The 21,494-nt window shown below is 34.4% G+C and carries 23 protein-coding genes and 1 tRNA gene; 23 read left to right on the top strand and 1 reads right to left on the bottom strand.

The features are described 5' to 3' along the window. A complete protein-coding gene (gene rbfA / locus ACWNCI_RS11425) occupies positions 1-360 on the bottom strand; it encodes a 30S ribosome-binding factor RbfA (protein ID WP_346984187.1) in 360 nt (119 codons plus the stop codon). Between the two features lie 89 nt (positions 361-449). On the opposite strand from rbfA, the gene mce reads away from it, so the two are divergent. The 23 genes from mce (at position 450) to ACWNCI_RS11310 (ending at position 21,403) form a co-directional block, all read left to right on the top strand. Beyond that, on the top strand, positions 450-848 hold the full coding sequence (gene mce / locus ACWNCI_RS11420; protein WP_346984188.1) for a methylmalonyl-CoA epimerase: 399 nt from the start codon (positions 450-452) through the stop codon (positions 846-848). Positions 849-909: 61 nt separating this feature from the next. Beyond that, a tRNA-Ile gene (locus ACWNCI_RS11415) sits at positions 910-983 on the top strand. Positions 984-1,112: 129 nt separating this feature from the next. Further along, the gene (locus ACWNCI_RS11410) at positions 1,113-2,174 is read left to right on the top strand and encodes a PKD domain-containing protein (protein ID WP_449388405.1); all 1,062 of its coding nucleotides are present in this window, start codon (positions 1,113-1,115) and stop codon (positions 2,172-2,174) included. Between the two features lie 369 nt (positions 2,175-2,543). After that, a complete protein-coding gene (locus ACWNCI_RS11405) occupies positions 2,544-3,188 on the top strand; it encodes an NlpC/P60 family protein (RefSeq protein WP_449388404.1) in 645 nt (214 codons plus the stop codon). Continuing rightward, positions 3,185-4,123 carry a type VI secretion system baseplate subunit TssG gene (locus ACWNCI_RS11400; protein ID WP_449388403.1) on the top strand — a complete coding sequence of 313 codons (939 nt, stop codon included), beginning with the start codon at positions 3,185-3,187 and terminating at the stop codon, positions 4,121-4,123. The genes ACWNCI_RS11405 and ACWNCI_RS11400 overlap by 4 nt, the downstream gene beginning before the upstream one ends. Then, the gene (locus ACWNCI_RS11395; protein WP_449388402.1) at positions 4,120-5,088 is read left to right on the top strand and encodes a TssN family type VI secretion system protein; all 969 of its coding nucleotides are present in this window, start codon (positions 4,120-4,122) and stop codon (positions 5,086-5,088) included. The genes ACWNCI_RS11400 and ACWNCI_RS11395 overlap by 4 nt, the downstream gene beginning before the upstream one ends. 14 nt (positions 5,089-5,102) lie before the next feature. Continuing rightward, the gene (gene tssK, locus ACWNCI_RS11390; RefSeq protein ID WP_449388401.1) at positions 5,103-6,263 is read left to right on the top strand and encodes a type VI secretion system baseplate subunit TssK; all 1,161 of its coding nucleotides are present in this window, start codon (positions 5,103-5,105) and stop codon (positions 6,261-6,263) included. Between the two features lie 79 nt (positions 6,264-6,342). Then, positions 6,343-6,855, top strand: a complete 513-nt coding sequence (gene tssO / locus ACWNCI_RS11385) for a type VI secretion system TssO (RefSeq protein ID WP_449388400.1) — start codon at positions 6,343-6,345, stop codon at positions 6,853-6,855. A gap of 44 nt (positions 6,856-6,899) precedes the next feature. Beyond that, positions 6,900-7,469, top strand: coding sequence for a hypothetical protein (locus tag ACWNCI_RS11380; RefSeq protein ID WP_449388399.1), 570 nt, complete (start codon positions 6,900-6,902; stop codon positions 7,467-7,469). A 67-nt stretch (positions 7,470-7,536) separates the two neighbouring features. Further along, on the top strand, positions 7,537-8,238 hold the full coding sequence (locus ACWNCI_RS11375) for a hypothetical protein (RefSeq protein WP_449388398.1): 702 nt from the start codon (positions 7,537-7,539) through the stop codon (positions 8,236-8,238). Further along, positions 8,235-8,663 carry a GPW/gp25 family protein gene (locus ACWNCI_RS11370; protein WP_449388397.1) on the top strand — a complete coding sequence of 143 codons (429 nt, stop codon included), beginning with the start codon at positions 8,235-8,237 and terminating at the stop codon, positions 8,661-8,663. The genes ACWNCI_RS11375 and ACWNCI_RS11370 overlap by 4 nt, the downstream gene beginning before the upstream one ends. Positions 8,664-8,765: 102 nt before the next feature. After that, on the top strand, positions 8,766-9,953 hold the full coding sequence (locus ACWNCI_RS11365; RefSeq protein WP_449388396.1) for a hypothetical protein: 1,188 nt from the start codon (positions 8,766-8,768) through the stop codon (positions 9,951-9,953). Between the two features lie 15 nt (positions 9,954-9,968). Then, the gene (locus tag ACWNCI_RS11360; RefSeq protein ID WP_449388395.1) at positions 9,969-11,789 is read left to right on the top strand and encodes a type VI secretion system baseplate subunit TssF; all 1,821 of its coding nucleotides are present in this window, start codon (positions 9,969-9,971) and stop codon (positions 11,787-11,789) included. A gap of 175 nt (positions 11,790-11,964) precedes the next feature. Beyond that, positions 11,965-12,414 (top strand): hypothetical protein, encoded by a 450-nt coding sequence (locus tag ACWNCI_RS11355; RefSeq protein WP_449388394.1) that lies wholly within the window; start codon positions 11,965-11,967, stop codon positions 12,412-12,414. Between the two features lie 18 nt (positions 12,415-12,432). Next, a complete protein-coding gene (locus ACWNCI_RS11350) occupies positions 12,433-13,806 on the top strand; it encodes a DUF5458 family protein (RefSeq protein WP_346984201.1) in 1,374 nt (457 codons plus the stop codon). Positions 13,807-14,328: 522 nt separating this feature from the next. Beyond that, positions 14,329-14,715 carry a type VI secretion system tube protein TssD gene (gene tssD, locus ACWNCI_RS11345; RefSeq protein ID WP_346984202.1) on the top strand — a complete coding sequence of 129 codons (387 nt, stop codon included), beginning with the start codon at positions 14,329-14,331 and terminating at the stop codon, positions 14,713-14,715. Between the two features lie 236 nt (positions 14,716-14,951). After that, positions 14,952-15,338 carry a type VI secretion system tube protein TssD gene (gene tssD, locus ACWNCI_RS11340; protein WP_449388393.1) on the top strand — a complete coding sequence of 129 codons (387 nt, stop codon included), beginning with the start codon at positions 14,952-14,954 and terminating at the stop codon, positions 15,336-15,338. A gap of 93 nt (positions 15,339-15,431) precedes the next feature. Next, positions 15,432-15,821 (top strand): type VI secretion system tube protein TssD, encoded by a 390-nt coding sequence (gene tssD, locus ACWNCI_RS11335; RefSeq protein WP_449388392.1) that lies wholly within the window; start codon positions 15,432-15,434, stop codon positions 15,819-15,821. Between the two features lie 41 nt (positions 15,822-15,862). Then, entirely contained in the window at positions 15,863-16,894 is a 1,032-nt protein-coding gene (locus tag ACWNCI_RS11330; protein WP_449388391.1) for a hypothetical protein, read from the top strand. Positions 16,895-16,903: 9 nt separating this feature from the next. After that, positions 16,904-17,692, top strand: coding sequence for a DUF4280 and LysM peptidoglycan-binding domain-containing protein (locus tag ACWNCI_RS11325; RefSeq protein ID WP_449388390.1), 789 nt, complete (start codon positions 16,904-16,906; stop codon positions 17,690-17,692). Between the two features lie 16 nt (positions 17,693-17,708). Then, positions 17,709-19,907, top strand: a complete 2,199-nt coding sequence (locus ACWNCI_RS11320; RefSeq protein WP_449388389.1) for a hypothetical protein — start codon at positions 17,709-17,711, stop codon at positions 19,905-19,907. 24 nt (positions 19,908-19,931) lie between these two features. Beyond that, positions 19,932-20,750 (top strand): hypothetical protein, encoded by an 819-nt coding sequence (locus ACWNCI_RS11315; protein ID WP_449388388.1) that lies wholly within the window; start codon positions 19,932-19,934, stop codon positions 20,748-20,750. 47 nt (positions 20,751-20,797) lie between these two features. Then, positions 20,798-21,403, top strand: a complete 606-nt coding sequence (locus tag ACWNCI_RS11310; RefSeq protein WP_449388387.1) for a hypothetical protein — start codon at positions 20,798-20,800, stop codon at positions 21,401-21,403. Positions 21,404-21,494 lie beyond the last annotated feature (91 nt).

The following is a 21,494-nucleotide window of genomic DNA, read 5'->3' as shown; positions in this document are numbered from 1 at the left end:
TTACAGAATAGGATTATCACCTTCACCTCTTAATTCTCTGTCTAATCTTTCCACATCGTCAAGAGCGGTATCCAGATAAAAATTTAAATTGGGGATTACACGTACCTGTTTTGCCATTTTCTGGCCGATAAAGTTTCTGTATTGGGCTTTATTTTCTTCAATTTCTTTCATCACGGCAGAACGAAATTCCTGAGGGAAAATACTTAAGTAAATTTTGGCAATACCAAGATCTGCCGTCACTTTTACATCGGAAACTGATACTAAAATACTTTGTTTGCTTTCTGCAGCTTGCTTGCGGAAAAGCTCCGCGAAGTCTTCCTGTATAATCTGTGCTACTTTTCGTTGTCTGTTGCTTTCCATAAGTTGTGCAAATTTAGTACTTTTGTTTGAATTGATCCTTTGAAAATTTGAAGCTTTATCAAATTTACAATTTAATTAGATAATTATTTATGAAATTAGAACATATCGGTATTGCGGTAAAAACGTTGGGAGTTTCCGACGAGCTATTTGCGAAACTTTTAGGTAAAGAATCGTATAAAAAAGAATCTGTGGAAAGAGAAGGTGTCGTTACTTCATTCTACAACACCGGAGAAAGTAAAATTGAGCTTTTGGAAGCTAGTAAAGAAGAAAGTCCGATATCAAAGTTTATAGATAAAAAGGGAGAGGGCATTCATCACTTAGCATTTGGGGTTGAAAATATTTTGGAAGAAATTGACAGATTAAAAAAAGAAGGATTTTATTTTATTTCCGAAGAGCCGAAAGAAGGTGCTGATAATAAACTTATTGTATTTTTACATCCCAAATGCACCAATGGTATTCTGGTAGAACTTTGTCAAGAAAAGCGATAAAAAATTTTGTAATGCGAGAAATTTTACTATTTTTGCAATCACAAAATTCAACCGATTTTGCGGTCCTATAGCTCAGTTGGTTAGAGCACCTGACTCATAATCAGGTGGTCCCTGGTTCGAGCCCAGGTGGGACCACTTTTTAAATCAAGCACTTACAGAAATGTAGGTGTTTTTTTGTTTTTAAAATATTAGAGAAACTTTTATTCAAAAAAAATTTGCGCAAAACTAAAAGTGTAAATATATTTGTGAATACACAAAAACCAAATGAAGAAGAAAATAAGTTTCTTACCCAATATTGATGCGAGAATCTACATAATTTTCGTTATCATCCTGCTTCTAAGCATAGTTTTTTTATTATTTCAGTACTTTCGGCATATAGATTGTGAAAAAGCCAATTACTATATTCATGCTGATGAATACCTTGTTAACAAAGTTGTGGAATTCAACGATAATACTCAGGGAGCAACCTCCTGGAAATGGGATTTTGGTGATCGTACAAATATTGATACGCGGCAACGAACGATTCATTACTACAAAAAACCGGGCGAATATATAGTGAGGCTTACTATTAACGGAAGTTGTATTCATGAGAAATTAATTACCATTACAAGTGTTAGTCAGCAAATCGGTTATTTGCCGATAATTATGTGCCCCGATGTCGCTACCGTGGGAGAAACTGTTCGTTTTAATGCTGAAAAGGAAAACGGTGAATCCTGGGAGTGGAGCTTTGGCGAAACTGCAAGTACTGATGCATTGGGAAAATCTCCTATATATAAATTTAAAACAGTTGGAGACAAAAAAATCACACTTATTGTCAATGGTGATGTAGAACATACGGCTGTTAAGACAATCTATATTGCCCCCAAAACTATCCGTGCAAAACAGAAGATTGATATCAGGTCATATGAATTTGAAAAACCTCATGCCGCATTTTCACTGCCGAAAGGAGAGGCTCAAAAAGATCCGTTGGTAGACATGTTGCAACATATTCCCGTTTCTCCAAAAACCAAATCCAGCAAAGATTCTGTTATTTTAGGGAGAAAAGCTCCTGAATTTTCTAATGAGCAGTTTCAGTTGCTGCTCAATCAGGTAGCTGTTCAGGCAAAGACAAAAGATGATTTCAAGGATTATCTTTGCGGAAATTATGATATTCCGGTTATTGCCAATGATGATAAACTCATTCCGTTTGGTCAGTTCTGTCAGGAAATTGCCGGAAAGAAAATTAAAATTACAGCTTTAAGAGTGAACAAGAATCAAGAGAATTGTATTCAGAATATCAATGTTCAATATAAAATTAAGAAATGGGGCTTGTGGATGAAAGAATGATCTTTTTATCAGATGGATTTTAATTTAAAAATAAACACTAGCTAAATTTAAAAATTCTATTTAAAATCATTGGTATGAAATTTTATCACAATAAAAGGATTAATATTCGTGTTTTATTGCTGAAAATGTAATTTAATTTTGTTTATCGTTAAAATCATTGAATCAATAAATGATTATTCTTGTAAGTTTTAATTGAGATTAATAACGTAAAATTGTTGATTTATTATTGTTTTAATATTGAACAATGTGGTTATCGCAAATTTATTTAAAATTTATTATCAAAATTGTATATATTTGCTAAATTAAATTCTTGCCGTTTAAATCTTGTATTAAATTAGATTAAAAGGAAAATAATAAAAAACACACACGATGAAAAGAGGTAAAATCCTTATCCTTTATTCGTTATTCTTTTTTGCCGTAATGTCTTGCGGCAGTAAAAATTATATCAATGAGATACCTTACTACTATTCTTCGGATGAATTTTCTGAAACAGTACAGGTAAAGAAAAACAGTTTAGATTCACAGTATTCTGTTGTTGATGATAATCCTGAAGATCTCAATGATGATGTTTTAAAAATACGCGAGAAATATTCCATAATGATGGAAGTAATGCCACGGCAAATTAGCAATTATAAACTCTATTCTTATATTGATGAATGGCTGGGGACGCCTTATAAAAAACAATCTCTTGAGGTCCAGGTTGGTATTGAAATGTCTTATTTTGTACAGGCGCTGTTCAGTGATATATACGGTGAAACTTTTCCAAAGACGCCGGAAGGTATTTTCCGGGCTAAATCTCTTCAGCTATTTACAGGGAGGGGATTTTTAAAAGAAGGAGATATTATTTTTTTTCGGTATGACAAGTTTCATCCTATTTCGGATGTGGGGATTTACCTCCACAACGACCGTATCCTTGCATGTACAGACAAAGAACTCAATATTTATAATTTTAATGATGGATATTTCCAGCTCAGATATGTTGCTGCCGGAAGGCTTAAGACAAAAACTAAATGAAAGCTTCTTTAAACCATATTGCTAATCTCGTCACTTCACTGAAGTACGATATCCGGTCGGAGGTCATTATCAGTGACCTTCTGGAAAGCGGTGACCTCAAAGAAGGTCAATACGTAATCCGTAAAGAGGGGCAGTTTTCAAGATCCTACCGTTTTGATTTGCTGGATACCAAGGTAGTCGATTATGATTATGACAGTACGCAGATGCTTTCGTTCAGCCTTTCCCGTGACTGTATGTATGATACTTTCCCGGAAGCAGTAAGTCATAATTCCCAAAATGATATCCCCGGAAAAGATATAGAAACAATGATCGGGGAATATAATAATCGGAAGAAGCAGCAAAAAGCAGCAAGGAATTTTTTCCAGCCTTTTGAAAATGAGATGTTCCTTTACGGTGTGGAAATGGAACGTTTCGAGAGGAAATTTTTGTTCGAACTAAATAGCAGTAACGTTCCGGATATGTTTTATGATTTTTGGAACATCAGCCGTGATTTCCCAGAGCATCTGATCTCAAAATTTATACGTCTGTTACCGTTTGCGTACAAAATAGTTGGTGATATCATGCTGGCATGTGATATTCTATCCATATTACTGAAAGAAAAAGTGAGTTTAAATAATAGAGCATATAAGCGATATGCCGATGAAAGTCAGGGGATTTCTCTTGGAGAAACACGCCTGGGATTAGATTCAATTACAGGTACTGAATATGACGACTATTCCAGACATCTGGACATCATGATAGGACCTCTGCAAACATCCTCCTTTACAGACTTTATCCATGAGGGCAAAAAGAAGCGATTTGTAGAAATTTTTTATGAGCATTTCTTCCCGATTGAAGTAGAGATTAATACCATTATCCTGCTTCCGGAAGACCAGCAAAAATTTGAGTTCAACAGAACGGAAATCTCTGTTTTAGATTACAATACAACGATATGAATAAGATCAAAAAATACTTCTTCAATTTATTCGACCCACAGCTGCTGATCATTGTATTGGTAGTCATTGCGATATGTATTGTTCTCACGATGGTTTTTTCGCAAAAAGCTTCGGATTTTAAGCAAAAATACCGTTCAAAATTTTACATTTATCTCTTTTCATTAGCTTTTATATATGCTATTATTGCCTTGCTGGGCTATAATAAACTTTTTCAGAATAATAATTTATATGAATTTATCTTCTATCAGCTGTGCTCCCTGGTAATAGGAATTGTTCATTGTTATGCATACAGAGCTTACTTTGAGAAATTTGGCTCAAAAAAATCTATTGATGAATATCTTTTTGTTCTTATTGCTATATGCTTTGCCGCTGTTCCTTTTATGCTCATTTACGCATTTCTGAATGGGACAGATCTTGTGTATCTGATGCTTGGACATTTCATCGTGTTTTATGTGCCAACTTTTCTGAATGATACCTTCAAACGTGCAATGAGCATCCCTCCAAAAATCTACGTAACCTGGCGCTTTCCGGAAAATTATAGAGAAACGGTTGGACTCACCGATGATGAATGGCGCGATATGGTGGTACTTTCCTATGTAATGGATAAAGACAAAGAAGCTACAAAGTACAGTGTTTACCGGGCTAAAGGACCAACAAGAATAGATTTTGGAAGACTGTTTTACAACTTTGTAGTAGACTATAATCAAAGACATCCCGGGAACCAGATTCAGGTGGAGGATGAGAACGGTCTTTTCGACTGGGTGTTCTTTCTTCAGCCGAAATGGTATGAAGCTACAAAATATATCGATCCCAATCTCACTCTTTATATGAATGGTATCGAAGAAAATAGTGTTGTGTTTTGTATGAGAACAGATCAGGCAGTAAGTAAAAATACACACCATCAGAAAGCGGACTTTGAGTACAGCCAGCAGAAGGAGAACCAACAATTTATAGCCAACGAATAAAAACAAAAAAACTAATGATAGAAAAGCTAACTCATTTCCCTGTAAACTGGAAAGACGGGATGAAAATTAATAAAAGCCATTTTACCGATGTGCAGAATTTTATAAGCGATTCTGTCCGCGACTCCGTAAGTGTTCATACTTCGATGATTAGCTATGGGCTGCTGCCTGTAAAGGATCCTATTAAAATAAACCTTATTATTGATAATCATCAACTACTCAGAATAAGAGTCGAGGAATGTCATGCTATTACGTCTAACGGATCACGGGTAGAGATTGGTTCAAATATCTCAGAAAGTTTGAGTATTTCAATCCCTTATCCGGAAGCAATTCGTGAATTGAAAGAAAATGAAAGCACTGTACTTCTTGCCTGTATTTCCGTGAATCCATTTAAAAGAACCCCATACGGAGAGCCGGATCCTGAAGAGAATCCTCCGAGATATCCTTACACACTGCCGGAATATACCCTCAATCTGATTCCTGAAAATGAACTGAAGAATACCGTGGGATTCGGAACCCATTATCTTACTATTGGTAAAATACTCGTCAGCTCCGGAGAGTCAAAGATTGATGAAGATTATATTCCACCCTGTGTCAGTGTATCAAGCCATCCGAAACTTCAGGATCTGTACACTGAGATTGATCGTTTTTATGGCCAGATCGAATTGTCTGCTACACAGATAGCCCGGAAAATATACGCTAAACGGCAGACCAATGATCTGGCAGTCATGATGGAACTGATATCTGACAAGACTCTGAATTATCTGGGAACAGAAATCAACAGGTTTCGTTGGTTGTCTCCACACATGCCTCCTGCCGGAATGTTGGTGTCTGTGGTAGCTCTGGCAAGAATATTAAAAAATTTCATAGATGCGCGTTCAGGCGCAGGTAAAGAAGAGTTGCTGAACTACTTTGCAGAATGGTGCAATGTAAGCCAGGGAGATTTTGATACCATATTTTCAGATCCTATCAACTCAGATTATGATCACAACCGAATGGATGCAATGATTACTAAAATCAAAAGATTTATGAAGACCCTGGAAGACCTTTTTGCTATCCTCAGCAGGCTGGATTATATCGGTAAAAAACGTGACGGAAGCATCTTTGTGTCGGAGAACACCAACGATCATGATGCGGTGATCCATACTAAAAGGAGCAGAACATTCCTGGCCGACTAGCGGCGTATGTTTAATGAATAATAAATTATTATGAATTTTAAATTACCATCAATAATCAACCCTGTAAATAATTAATTTTATGGAGGTTTTAAACAAAAAACAAAGGAGAAGTGCTTACTGGTTTTTCGTACTCTTTTTTTTGCTTACAGTTTCAGTATTGGTCACCGCAGTTTTTTTCAACGCCTATTTTCCTTTCAAGGAAAACAGCCTGCTAAAAGCCGAGAATATGAAAATGAAAAAAGAAATGGAAACACAGGATAAATTTTCCTTTCAGCTGGAAAAAGTGAAAGCGGCAGTAGATTCTATAGGAGTGAAAGGGCAGAATGACTTTTTTAATGAAAAGCTGGCATTATCAATTCTTGCTGATATGTACAAACAGCTGCCGAAAGATACATTGAAAAATAAGAATATGTATAACAACACCATCATGACATTCAAGGATCTTATTGATGCCAAGAAACAGATTAACCAGCTTTCCGGAAATCAGGTGCTGATGGATAGTTTAAGTACAATAAATAAAACGCTGAAGGAGGAATATGATAAAATGAAAACCGATCTTGATGTCTGCAGGCAGCTTTATCAGGCTCAATGATAAAATAATGAAGTGAACAAAAAATACATTATAAAGAATAATCAATGAAATATCAGCAAATTTTATTGGCTCTGTTGTTGTTTTCGGCACTTTTTCTGAAAGCCCAGCAGAAAATGACTGATTCCTCCGGATTTGCTCACTTCGATTGTAACATTACCCAGACAAAGCAGCGACTTGACAAAAAGTTTTTTGCCAGCACCCCGCCTATCGAGCTGCGGGTAAGTAATGAAAAATATACTTATACCACCTTTCAGCTGGGAAAAAGAAAAAATAAAATATATCTGTACCTCAGAATATTGGCTGATAATGTATGTCTTAAAAAAGAAAAAAATGTGGATGTGTATTTTAAGACTGGTGAAATCATTACCCTTAAAAATGAATTTTCTCTGAATTGTGATTCGTTTTTTGCCAGGCAGCTGAACAAAAAAGAACTTCAGAAACTGAAAGAAAGTGATATTACCCTCATCAAAATATACACATTTAAAAAAAACTATGAGATGGATGTTAGTGAAATTCAGAATCAGGATATCAGACATTATATCAACTGTCTTTCAGCATATAAAATCAGGAAATCTGATGAGGTAAGGCTGAACAAAAAGGAAAGAAACCCATAATAACAGGTGAAGAATATAATAACTATAGCCACTGTCAATTACCAGTTAATCAATTATCATTAACGATATGAGCCCACTGCCGGAATTAAATCTGAATTTAGGAATGACCAATACCTTTGGCTCCTCATTGTATGGTGGCAACAGTGAAGAAGAGGTGATGGTGCGTACTGATTCGGGAATGCGAAAACATACCATCAGCCTTACGATATCAGATCAGGAAGTCGGCAACATTATCCTGAAGGCCGGAGGAAAAGAAATTGTGGTTCCTACCTATAAGCTTCTAATAACCGATGATAAAACTGAAGAAACAGAATGCTATCAGGTGACACGAGACACGTTTAGTTTTGTGAAAAGTAAAACAAGAAAAAGCTTTTTATCATTTTTTGGATTCAGGCGTTTTGACAAGACGTCTTATCTCTACGATACCATCGCTTTTGAGCCAATGCTGGAGGATCTTCAGAAGCTTGATATTACAAAATACCGCAAACTCTCACAGGATGTGCTGACTTATGAGCTGGAAAACAATGGCGAAAAAGTGCTTCTCTATGCAGGGGATGTCAACGCCTTTACAAAGCCTGTGCATATTGATAAATACTTTATCGTGGTCGATAAAGACAATGGCAAAAGCTTTATCGGGGATGTTCTTTACCGTGAAAAGTTTCTGAAGCTTACCCCAAAGGTTGAGCTAAGCATTATCAAGAGAAAAAAGATTCCAAGGAATGTTGAATATGACGAAAAAGGAAACATTAAAAAACTGATGTATCTATGAAAGGAGCCTATTACAAAATACCGCTCGACTTTGAGAACCTGATGAAGAAAAAGGATGCGGATAAGATCCCGCTGGATGTATCTGTCAGTCAGCATATCTTCTTGCTGGCAACGACATCGTTTGGAGAATGCAAATTTGATGAAACCTATGGTTCGGAGATATGGGAAATGGATTTTGATCTTTTAAAAACAGACAACAATCTGAAAGATCTTATTGCAGGAACCTTAAAAAAAACGATAACCATGCACGAAAAAAGGCTTCTTCTGGAAGATGTGGACGTTTTTATTAAAGATTATAATGTAGGTACATTGGGTAAAAGGAGAATGAAGAAAAAAGTAGAAATAGTTATCAAAGGCCTGATCTCCGAAACCAACCGCGCTTTTTTCTTCAGCACCTCATTTTTTGTAGGACCGCTTTCGTATTAAAAAAATAAAATATGATGAAAATGACTGTTAAAATGCAATTGGTTTTTATTCTGATGACTTTCATATAACACCAGTAATGATAATTTTATAAATGAAGTTAAAATGAATTATGAATTAAAACAAATTCTGAAAAAGCAGATTATTTCCGGAGCAGCACCGGAGCACGGAAGTTTTGATGATTATTCTGAAAGGGATCTTCAGGTTCTTGTTGATTTTGAAAAACAAATTCTGATCAATAACGGATATAAGAAGCTTAAAGACAAAGATTTTAAGCTGAAAATCAATGAAATATTTGGACGGCAGGTAGATTATACTTCCGATTCAAAATACGTGATAGCAGACATTTCCGGGGAATGTAAAGAGGAAGTGGTATTTGAACCATTTACATCGGAGAAAATGTATATATATGTGTCAAAAGAAAATAATTTCATCACGTTCTTTTTACCTCTCCCCAATATTGTAGACTATCTGAGGTTATATCCGGAACTGGCAGAATACGAAAGCAAGCCAATAACAAAGCAAACAGATAATGGAAAGATCAATATACTTCAATGGAAGGATATTTCAGCACTTGCAGAACAAAGGCCAATAAATTTACAGACATTAATTTCCAGAAACAAATATCTTTTCAATGAAAGGAGGGCAGATTTTGCCTGGTTGAAATTTAATGACAAGCCATTTCTGGAAAGCTTAGTGAAAACTTTCGGTTATGTAAAGGATCAGGAATTGTTAAAGTTTGTTCTTGAAAATAATAATAAAAGTATTGAGGGGTTTGGGGAAATACTATGGAATGAAAAATGTGACGGTAAAGTCGTTTTCAATAAAGAAACTGTAAAATTAATTCAGGAATCTTCTATAGAAAAGCAACAACAGTATATTGATAAGATTGCTGATTATCTGTCATATGAAATTCAGAATACTACTGCCGTTTTAAAGGGAAACTTTTCCAAAAAAGCTGAAATTCTGGGCAAAATTGCTTATTACGGAGAAAAAACAGGCAAGAAAATAAACAAATCTTTTCAATGCTTTAAAATTCTGTTATTAGATAAGGAAAGAGAGAGGTATGAAGAAGAATTTAAAACGAATAATTATTATAATATCTCTGATTTCAAAGAAATATGGGAGGAAGCTAAAGCAGGAAATGGCGGAGTTCTTTTAGAAAATGGATCCTCCGGACGGCAAACGTCACCATTGCGCAATGATCCCGATTTTTCCAATGAAATTATCAAAGAAGATGAAAAATCACAACTTAAAAAGAAAAAAGGCTTTTGGAATAATCTGTTTAGATAAAACAAATTTATGTAAATGAATCAGGAAAGAATAAAAGACAGGATACTAAGGAGAGCCGCCCGTATGTGGGGATATAATGAACTGGAAGCAGAAACTTCATTTGATCCTATTGTCGGTTTATTGCTTTCAGCATGTGCCGCAGAGCTTGAAAAACTGAGCTTTGAACTGGAAAGTTCACGATCCAGAATTATTGAAAGGGTACTGGACGTCATGTTTCCTGAAGAAGTTTCGGGAGTTGTTCCGGCAAGGACACTTATTCAGGTGGCTCCTCTGGAAAATAATGTTAAGATCTCACGGTATGAGAGTTTTAAGACTTCAATAAGAAAACAGAATATTTACAATCCTGCAGAAAGTACTGTTAAGGATTTATATTTCAGTCCATCCATCGAAGTGAAGCTTACAACGGCAATAGTGAAGTATTTTGCTTACAATGAAACCTTGCATCATGTTGAAAGTTTTTTCTCTGACGATGTTGTGGGAAAAGCCGACAGGCCTCTTCCGTCGGGTGAGGTTTGGCTGGGCATACAGTCTTCTCAGAAAAAAGATCTTGAAGATCTGATGTTTTTTATTGATATCAACAATACGTATCAGAAAGAGCTTTTTTTCTATTACCTTAAGCAGGTGAAAGTGTACTGCGGGCAAAATGAATACACTCTGAAGCCAGGCTATAACGAAGAAAATGAAGAACTGAACATCGATAATATTATTACTAAAAATTATTCTGACCTCGATTATATTTATAATGAAATCAATCAGTATTACAAATCTCATTTCTTTACCCTGAAGGGGAAAATAAGTTTTGAGAGTAAACAGAAAAGCGAATTATTTGATCATTATTATCCAGATCACAAAGTGGGTGAAGAAGATGATCTTATCTGGCTGAAATTCTGTTTTTCCGAAGCCATTGTTCCTGATATCCTTCAGAACGTTCGCTTTGCGCTTAATTGTGTTCCGGTACTTAATATAAGAAACATTAGGATGGGAAGGAAAATAACGGGAAGGCTGAATATTATTTCCATAGATGAAGAAGATCATTTTTTAGATCTGGATCATGTTTCGGAAGAAAATGGCAGAAGGCTGGATCTTAAAAACTATGAAGCTGATCATGAAGAGATGACTGCTGTTTTGAGAAACGGAGGAGTATCCCGCTTTGACAGGAGGAATGCTTCCGAGTTGCTGCAATATCTTTTAGAGCTCATAAAAGATGAAACCGCTGCATTTGCAGGAATGGGTGCCAATGTGGCAACTGAAGTGCTAAGGCAGATCAATCAGAATGTTGCGTCACTTCATCAGATTGCCAGGGAAAAGAATTTTATTCAGACCAATAATCCTTATCTGGTCATATCCTCCGGAAATGCAGAAACGGAAACAAGATGCATGATTTCATATTGGTCTACAACATCTGAAGAGGCTAATAATCTGAAACCCGCTTCTGTATTGACTGTTGAAAGCAATGGAAAAAGTGTATTGAAAGAAAAGGCGGTCATGATCCGGACATCGGTAGGAGGAAGGAAAAAACTTTCCCCGCAGGATAAGATTCTTGAATACAGAAATTCACTTCTGACAAGAGGCAGGATTGTTACGATAGCTGACATCAGGGCGTTCGGAATGAATCATTTTAAAAACCTCATTACAGAAGTTGAAGTCCTGAAAGGAACGAAAAAAGAAGTATCCTTGAAAGGAGGCTTCAGCAGGACGGTTGATATCTTCCTGACTCGAAATAAAGACGTTATGGAAATTCAGGATTCGGAATGGAACTATTTGATTGAAAGCTTTTTATTAAAGCTGCAAAGTATGTCGGCTAATATTTATCCGTATCGGGTATTTGAAAAATAATTTCTAAAAAAAGGTATTGATTAGTAAAAAAATTATACATTTATAACACAAAACACGATGATGAATCTCACCTTCCTGGTACTGCCGGAATATTTCCCAAATTCCGAATCCTTTGGAAAATTGATGATCTCATCTTTGGATTATACAAAGAACAACAATTTAAAATCATATTATTATGTTATCAGACAAAGGAATTGGCGGTAATGAAGTACCATTGGATACAAACGAAGCCATTACGGAAATCCCACAAAACAGAACTCTTTTTGCACAGAAACTTACGGAAGATGATCCTGTAAAGCCGGAGCTTGTAGAAGGACTTACTACAGTAGAGAAAGTTTTTGAACACTACAAGCCGGAGGTAAGAGCCAATTTTGAAGATGCCAACGGAACAGCCAAAATGGAAACCCTGAAATTTAAAAACCTCGGAGATTTCGGAACTAAAGGAATCACCGCTCAAAGCAACTTTCTCACCGGACTGGAAACTGAAAAAGATCAGTATCAGAAGATAGTGAAGCAGCTCAAAACAAATAAAATTTTAAAAGCTGCACTGGCGGATCCTGATGCAAGAAAAGCATTGTACGATATTATACATGTACTCATCACAGAACTGGAAGAAAACAAATAACCTTTAAAAACACAAATTATGTCACAGAAACAACAGGAAATACAACAGACAGCAGAAGTGCCTGTACTTGAACAGAAAAGAACCGGTCAGATATCTGCAGATAAATTATTGGAAGAGCTAGCTCGCTACGGAGGTTTTGATTTATTGGAAACATCAATAGAAAATGTTCAGAATATCAACCCCGACCGTAAGGCAAGAAGAAAAATTTTCCTGACTGAAAAAGGTAAAGAAAAAGAGAGAGAAACCCTGAAGAAAACCCTTGAGCTTTGGGCAACTGTTATCAATAAAGGCGATTCCCTTCTGGATATGGTTACACACTGCGAAGACCAGAGGAAATCTGCAGAAGAATTACTTTCTAAAAACCTTTCCAAAGCAGTAGAGGCCACCAGGGAGCTGGAAGCCAACTACAGAGCAATAGCTTTGTTTTATAAAAATACAGAATCAGATAAGGTGAAAAATGTAACGGTAGTGAATTCTACCTTGGAACAGCTGAAAGATCTTGATAATACTCGTTTTATTGATACCATCCATGCCGAACTTTCTGATAATTATGACCGTCTGGATCTTAAAAACAATTACGGATTATTGGTTATTCCCGGATATCTTGGATCTAACACAGTCATAGAAAAATGGGCTAAAATCGCTCATCAGAATAAAGTGATGCTTGTTACCGATTTTGAACATCTGGATGAGCCGGATGATGTGATGGAGATGTTTGACCAAGCCTACCTTACCGGCGGAGAAATATACAGATCCAATGTTCTGATGACCTGCAACTGGCTGGTGGGAAGAGGAAGATATGAAGAAATAGATGAGGTAGACGATCTTTTTATTCCACCATCGGGTGCGTTGGCAGGAAAAGTTTATAAAACGCTGATGTCTCAGGTAACTGCAGGAAAGAAATTCGGAGGAATCAATGAAGTTGACGGCGTAAAATTCGATTTGAAGAAAAGCGAGATTGCCAACCTGGAAAACCTAGGCCTGATCCCTATGGTCAATGAATATGGAAAAGTAATGGCGTTCTCAGGCAAAACACTTTTTAATGGTGATAACTTGGGACTTCAGACTTATTCTGTAGTTAGGGTATTTGATTATGTGACTAAAGTGTTGATGGATTTTTTGAACAGGAGAGCCTTTGAAAACTTTACCGCTGTTACCCGAAAAGAAATAATGAACCAGATTGTCCGCTTTCTGGATGCTATTACAGGGCCTGGTAAATTGATTGAAAATTTTGAGATCAGAAGATTTGAACAGGATCCTTTGCAAAAAGACAGAATCCATCTGGACATCCATATGAAACCATACTTTCCGGCAAAGAACTTCCTGATCAAAATGGATGGTCATAAGGGTGACGATGGTAACGAATGGGATACGGAATACGAACAAAAGTAAAAATAAAACTATTGATTTGATAGTGTACGATTCAGGAGATGAGCCGGAAATTGATGTAGGAGTCCTGAATATTTTCATTTGTGTTTGGCACAAGAACATTTTTTTGTTCTTGTGTTTTTTATTTTATAAAGTTTAAAATTGCTTGCTTGTTTTGATATGAGAAAAACAATATAAAGATATTTATTTTACATATGTTTTAGTAATAACACAATATTAATTATTTTTTTTAAATGTTAAATTAACATTTTATGATAGTTTATTTTGATTAATTTTTAATTATTTTGGCTTTTATTGTTTAACATAATAAAATAATTTAAATTTTTTTGATAAAAATGTTTTTAATTGTAAAATTAATTTTACATTTGAATATGATTTTGAGAAACGATTAATATAGTCGCAATATCGGATGAATATATTCCATAGTTGGTTTTTATAAAAACATAAATGATGAAAAAGAAAAAAACAAGACAGAGTGTATTCCATATTGGTAGTATTGAAGTTTAATCTAAATATATTTTTGTTATGTCATTCAAGACCATTTTAGAATACGCAGGTACAAAGCGTAACGTATTATCAGTAGAGTTCGGTATGCTACAGGAGACCGATAAAACAGGAAGGCCGTCTTCCGTAGCCCGTGGCGGCAAAATTCATTTAACCGTAGAAGGAACAGGTGCCACAGACCTTTTTGAATGGATGACCAATTCATTTGAGAGGAAGGATGGAAGTATAAGATTTATCAAAAGAGACAGTGATGCTACGTTAAAGGAGCTTAAATTTAAGGAAGCTTACATTGTGAAGTACACGGAAAATTTTGAAGCATCTGGCGAAAATCCTCTTACGGAATCCTTTGTTCTTTCCGCAAAGGAAATTGAACTCGGTAATGCCAAGCATATAAATGAATGGGTATAATCTTTACATAAAGAGCTTTTATATACCTTATTATTTATTTTCAAAAAACACAAATACAAGATTCTACATCCCTTTACGTCTTAATTGAAAGATGTTATAACAAAGGAAATTTTGGTTTTTATTAAATATTCTATTTGTAATCAACGCATTGCATTGAACTGCTGTGTCTTGTAGATAAAGTAAATCAGCAATTGGTAGGATTAATTCAATTATCAACTAATAAAAAAATTAGCATTATGTCATTTAAAGCAGTATTAGAAGTATCCGGAAAAAAGTATAACATACTGAACGTCAATTATGGATTGTTTCAGGAAACAGATTCTACAGGAAGGCCTTCCACTATTACAAGAGGAGGTAAAATTGATGTCACTGTAGAAGGGGCGGGCGCCACCGACCTTTTTGAATGGATGACGAACTCATTCGAAAGGAAAGACGGGAAAGTAGTCTTTTTCAAAAGAGATAGTGAAGCAACCCTTAAAGAATTGAAATTCACAGAAGCTTATTTGGTAAAGCATAAGGAAAAATTTGATTCCGTGGGAGAAAATCCACTTACGGAATCCTTTACAATCTCTGCCAGAAAGATAGAAATGGGAAGCGGAGCTTATGAGAATGAATGGGTGTAATCCTGGGGAACAGAAAATGGATGATGCTATTATTATCCATTTTTTTTCTTTCAGAATCTCGATTCATTTTTAAACTTTTCAAATTAAAGAATTATGTCCTTTTTATCGAAATTAGAATTAGACGGAAATACCTATAATATTCTTGAATGTAAATACAATTTTACACAGCCGGTTGATGGAACGGGAAAGCCGAAGGGGGTGCCAAAAGGTGGGGAAATAGTGATTCGTATTGAAAGTACCGGAAATCCTGAATTGTTAAGCTGGATGCTGGATCATAATCAGGTAAAGAACGGGAAAATAATTTTCTACCGCAGAGATGCCATGAGCAAATTACAGGAACTTATTTTTGAGAAAGCTTTTTGTGTAGAATTTACTGAACAGTTCAATTCAGGTAATGAAGAACCTCTGCAGATAGAAATGCATTTGATCGCCAGGAAATTCAATGTGAATGGAGCTGTTCACGAAAAAATGTGGAGAGAATAATCTTGAGCGGTACTGGTAACAAAAAACTTTTGGGTTGAAAAATGGACATCAATATTTTAACATATTGTGTTCAAAAAGGTGATACAATACAATCTGTCGCAGAAAAATTAGGAATTCCTGCGGAGACATTGAAACACTATCACAATACGTATTGTGATTTGAAAGATCTTATTGGGCATGATCTTACAGGTGTTTATGAAATAATGGTTCCGTCACCCGAAACCATTAATGAACTTAAAAAATCACAAAATCACAAAGAAGTAAGTGAAATCCTTTCTCCTTTTTATTTAACAAAAGATTTCTATGTGTCAGAATATAAGGTGTCTGAAAGCTTTGCGCAATCAGGGAGGGAAGATTTAAACATAACATATTTATTGTCTGTTAAGCTCCGAGAAACAACTGATAGAGGCTTTATTGCAGAAATTGAAACTACCGACTTTAGTAAGGCTGGCGAATTTCCGGAAGATAAAATGAGCCAGCTTTCTCTTTTTTGTATGAAAAATATTTCTCCAATTGCATTTCTGATTCCGGCACAGGGAAAAATAAAAAGATTCTATGATCATAAGGCAATTGTTAAAAAGTTTGAAGATAAACGTTCTGATCTCAATGATTTTTTTATTGGTGAATCTTCTAATGATTACCTAAATACATTTTATTCAAATCTGAAAAATGAAAATGATCTGCTAAGACAATTTTGTTCTAACCCGTTCTATCAAATTCTTTTTCCTGAAATGAATTGGTTTCACCGTAAAAAAGACTGGAAAGAGTATTACGATGTTGTTCCTGATTCATTTCCTGTGAAGTGCCATTTTCATACAGAATATGATTTTGAAAATTTCAATCATATCGAAGTTATTATAAAAGGTAAAATAGTAGATGATTGCAGTTTGCAGGAATTATTGAAAGGAGTAAGAATTGATGAATTTCCTGGAGAAAAAGTAAGCGGTGAAATAGAATTAAAATATACTTTTCATAAAGAACATAAACAGCTGGGAAAGATTGAAGCTTATATTATTCTTCTGCATGAAGAAAAAATATATCAAAAGTATCGTCTTCTGCTGACGGCAAAATAAACTAAATGGATGAAAAAATATATTGTACAAAAAGGAGATTCTTTAGACTCTATTGCGGAGAAATTTGGAGTGAAGAATGGTCAATCGCTTCGCTCTTATCATAATATCTATTGTCCTTTGGAAGATATATTGGGCTACGAAGCGATTCCCGGAAAAAAGATTTTGATTCCGGAAGATTCGGAGTATCTGAAAGAAAATGATGAGGCGACCGATCCTAAGAATGGATATGAAGCAGAAAAAAGTTTTGACGAAAAAAAAGAAGAGCCCCAAAAAGACAAACACCAAAATGAGAAAAAAGGAAGTAGTTCCAGCCAGCATGACGGCAAATATTTCGTGATACAAAAAGGGATTTGCCAATGTAATCAAGGATTTAAATTTCCAAAATTTAAGGTTACCTCTCATCAGAAACATTACTGGAATGATAAAGATGGAAGTGCAGATTATCTTGCTGTAACCGAAGATGATACTCAATTAGATCCTCCGGTACAACCTTTTGGACAATGCAAACTGAAACCTTCTTCCGGAGGTTATCTTCCATGCGCATACGCTCCTGTAGGAAAATGGACGAAAACCTATGAAAAAGTAAAGGTAATGGGCAAGAGTTGTATTACGGAAATTTCGGAACTCATGTGCAGTGCTGGCGGAAAAATTACGGTTTTAAAACATGGTCAGCAAAGTGAAATGGGTAAAATTCAGGTGAAAAAAGCAGATAATCGCGAGCAGCGAGTGTACAATCCGATCGTGAATTTTAAAGAATTTCAGGAAGAAATGAATCAAACTAACGGCGAAGCCTGGTAATCGAAATTGTGTTGTGATGAGTAAAAAAGGAGTTTCAGTGGTTTCAGGAAATATTTCTCCTGTAGTAGGCGAAAAACAGATCTATCATATTATTGATTGGTATCCCGATACCCCAAAAGCAGAGCGTAATCCTGCAAATGTGACATGGGAACTGTTCAGGAAAAGGAGCAACGGAAAGTTTACTACCACACATATTAAGAAAAAGGGAGACAGCAGTTTTACTTTTGGAGAAGCATCTTTAGGAAACACATACCGTTTGGAAGGCTACCTTCATCAACCGGAAGGTGGTGGGTTGATTATCACTCCAAAGCCAAATAAAATTCCGCAAATCGGTAAGGTAGAATTATTTTATGTTGATGATACTAAAGGCAGTACGTTTAGCTTTATGGAAAAGCTGAGAGCAAGAGCATATTGCATTAATATGTTCAATAAAGAATTGGTCTTTACATTATGGGAAGATGATTCCAAAGGGACAGGACATAGTGAAAGCAATAAAGCCATAGACGTACAAAAGGCAAGAGTAAATGAAAACGGCGTTGCTGTTGCAGAATTTATGCTCACAAAAGCTCTGATGAAAAAAGCCATTCAGGGCGAAGCTGATTCAAAGCAGTTGGAATTCTATGTGACAGTAGAATATTATAAAAATAAAAAGCACGCAACAGAAAATGCAGAAATCGATAATCCTTATGCAAAATATTATAACCCCAAACCCTATGAACCACCTGTAATTCCAAAAGCTAAAGGTTCACCTGCCGAACAGAAACCAAAATCCAAAAAAGAAGAAAAGGGAATTTTGGATGCTGTTACCGACAAATTGATAGATTTATGGGATTGGAAAGAAAGTAAAGGAACAGTTACTAAAGATAAAGTGCCAACGGTACAGAAACAGGAAGGGAGAAGTGTTGTGGTGGTGAAAGAACAGGAAACTCCCAAAACAAATCATAATTGTGTTTGCAAGAGTTATGACTTAATCTGGGGTGAGAAAGTTAGCTGTGAGTTTAGGAAGAAAGTGGTGGAAATTTGTACTGACCTGTGGGGGGAAGATAAGAAAATATTAATGGCAAATGGTATGATGGCTGTTATGTACGTAGAATCTGCAACTACTTTTTCAGCATCAAAAATAGAATTAAAGCCAACTGGAAAGTTAAAGTCTAATGGAAACCCCATTTATGGTTATCGAGGCTTAACTAAAAATGAGATATTAAGTCTTAATGAAAATTTTTCTGGAGCAGTTGGTTTAATACAATTTACTCCCGCAGCAATAAATGCATTAAATAAAGAATTTTCTCTTAGCTTAACAAAAAGACAACTAGCATTAATGACAGAAATTGAGCAATTAAATTATGTAAAAAAATATTTTCAATTAGATTCTGCAAATACTAAAATTAAAACTTCTGAAGATATCTATTTACACGTATTTGCTCCCGAAGGAATTAATAAATCTGAAGATTATGTTTTGTATGAGAGGCATACAAATCCAACAACAAAGGCAGAAAAAACTGATAATAGAAATTATAACGCTAATAAAAGTGTTGATAATGAAAATAATAATGATGGGAAAATTCAAAGGTCTGAAATATTAGGAAGATACAGAACTAGTTTTGTACAGGGCCTTACAAATAAAGAAATTAGCTTTAGTTGTGGTGAGGAATTAAAAAGAAAAGAAGAAATATCATGTATTTGCCGTAAAAAACATATTGATTTAAGGTATAAAATTAAATGGCAAACACAATTTGATCCGCAATGGGGAGATAATAAAAAACAAAATGTTGCATGCTGGAAGACTTCCCAACAAATACTTACTAATTCAGGTTTAGGTAAATTATCAGGATATCCAGATGGTTATATTGCATTATCTAAAGAAATTAATAAACACACTAAACTTGAATATTTATCTGATGGTTTGAAAGAAGGAATAAAGTATATTGATTCTGAATTGGATAAAGGTCATCCTATTTTAATTGGTGTGAATCATGATTTGAATTATAGAGGAGAAGGAAATAACGATCACACTACTGACCATTTTGTTGTAGTTATCGGAAGAGGCTGTGACATAAAACCCTTTTATTTGTTTTATGATGTGGGAACAAGATATAAAGAAAAAGGGATGAGCGATTTTAATAAATTATATGTTTATGAAAATAAAATAGAAGGAAAAACAGCATATGATGCCTCAAAAACATATACCGTAGCTCAGATAAGAAGAAATAGATGATCTGCACAAATAAATTATATTTTTATGAACTATAAAGTAATAATTATGTCACTTTATCTTGTTTCCTGTAAGCAAGGTAAATTAGAGTTCAAATCTGAAAATAATAAGTTTTATGACAGTCTACTAATTCATGACAAAGAATACACAGAGATTGTAAAACAGAATAATGAGTTTAAGCTAAGTTGCGCAAATCTGCAAAATTATAATCATGTAAAACTTACAAATAAAATTCTTCATCTTGAAATAATTGAACCAATTGATTATGAAATTGACAAAATGAAGTATATAAATGGAAAATATCAAATCTATTTAAAAAATGAAAATTTTCATTATAAGGTTATAAATATTGATGAAAAGTTAGGGATTACATATTGGCAAAATATTTCAAATAATAAAGTGAACGAAGATTTATCTTTTTATGCGATTGAAAATTTAAAACTGAAATCGGTCCATCTTAAAAAAGAAATTTGCAATTCTGTAGACCATAATGAACCTCATAAAATTTTTAAGAGCTGGAATGGTGATTATTATTTTAAAACAAAAGTCGAAAGCATAGGAAGTGACACTCAAATTGATATGACCTATTTCATAAATATTGATAATAACAAAGCTATTTTGAGTATTAATGCTAATAATCCTAATGAAGTTTATTGCGAAGGGGATTATTTAGTAACAAAAAAAAATGAATTTATACATTTGATACATAATGGAGAATCAGGTATTTGTACTGATAATCTTGAAGATAGCAGTTTTGATATAAAGAAAGAAGGTACACAATATTATATTAGAAGTAAAAGATTTATTGATTTTGCATGGAAAAAGCTTGAAAAAAATGATGAATGATTGTTAAGAATTAAATAAAAAGTTTTCTTAAAAAGAAATCAATTTGAATGAGAAAAATATTTTTTTTAATCGTATGTGTAATAATTATTAGTATTTCCTGTCAGAAAAAAGGTATAATTCAAATATCAAGCACTTTTAATGAAAGTAAAAAGTATTTTGTCGCTAAATCATATTTAGGAATAATAGAGAAGATAAAAGGAACTAGTAAAGATTGTATCTCAAATGATAAAGTTGAGCAGCCAAAATATCCAAAATTTGAAAAAAAATATTCTGCTGATGGCATTTGGAAAAATGACTGTAAAAATGGAATCGCAAGTTTGACAATTAAAGATAAAGAAGGTTCTTTAGTCGTTTTATTTAATCAGATATATATAGAGATTGAGGAAATAAAAAGGTACGCCTCAGAAAAGGGGATTGCATACAAATTAAAGAGTGTACCTGAAGATAATGGTGATTTTGGAATAAAACTTCCTTGGAAAGATTATCTTAATAATAAACCAATTGTTTATTTAAAAATCTTAAAAACTAATGAAATTAGTTTTTATTGGTACGGTTTCTATAATAATAAGACAAAAAAAAGAGAGATTACAGATTGCCAATTTGATCAAGAAACTGAAAAGCAAGAAATAATTTTAAAAAAATGTGAACCATAATCTATTCTAAAAAATATTTTACTCTACAGATATATAAATTCACAAGTATAAATAAGAAGAACAGTACAAACTAACCGAAGTCAGAACAATA

The sequence above is a fragment of the Chryseobacterium lineare genome, from assembly GCF_977014045.1.
The sequence above is the reverse complement of the archived record's forward strand: the minus strand, read 5'-3'. Positions and strand labels throughout refer to the sequence as shown.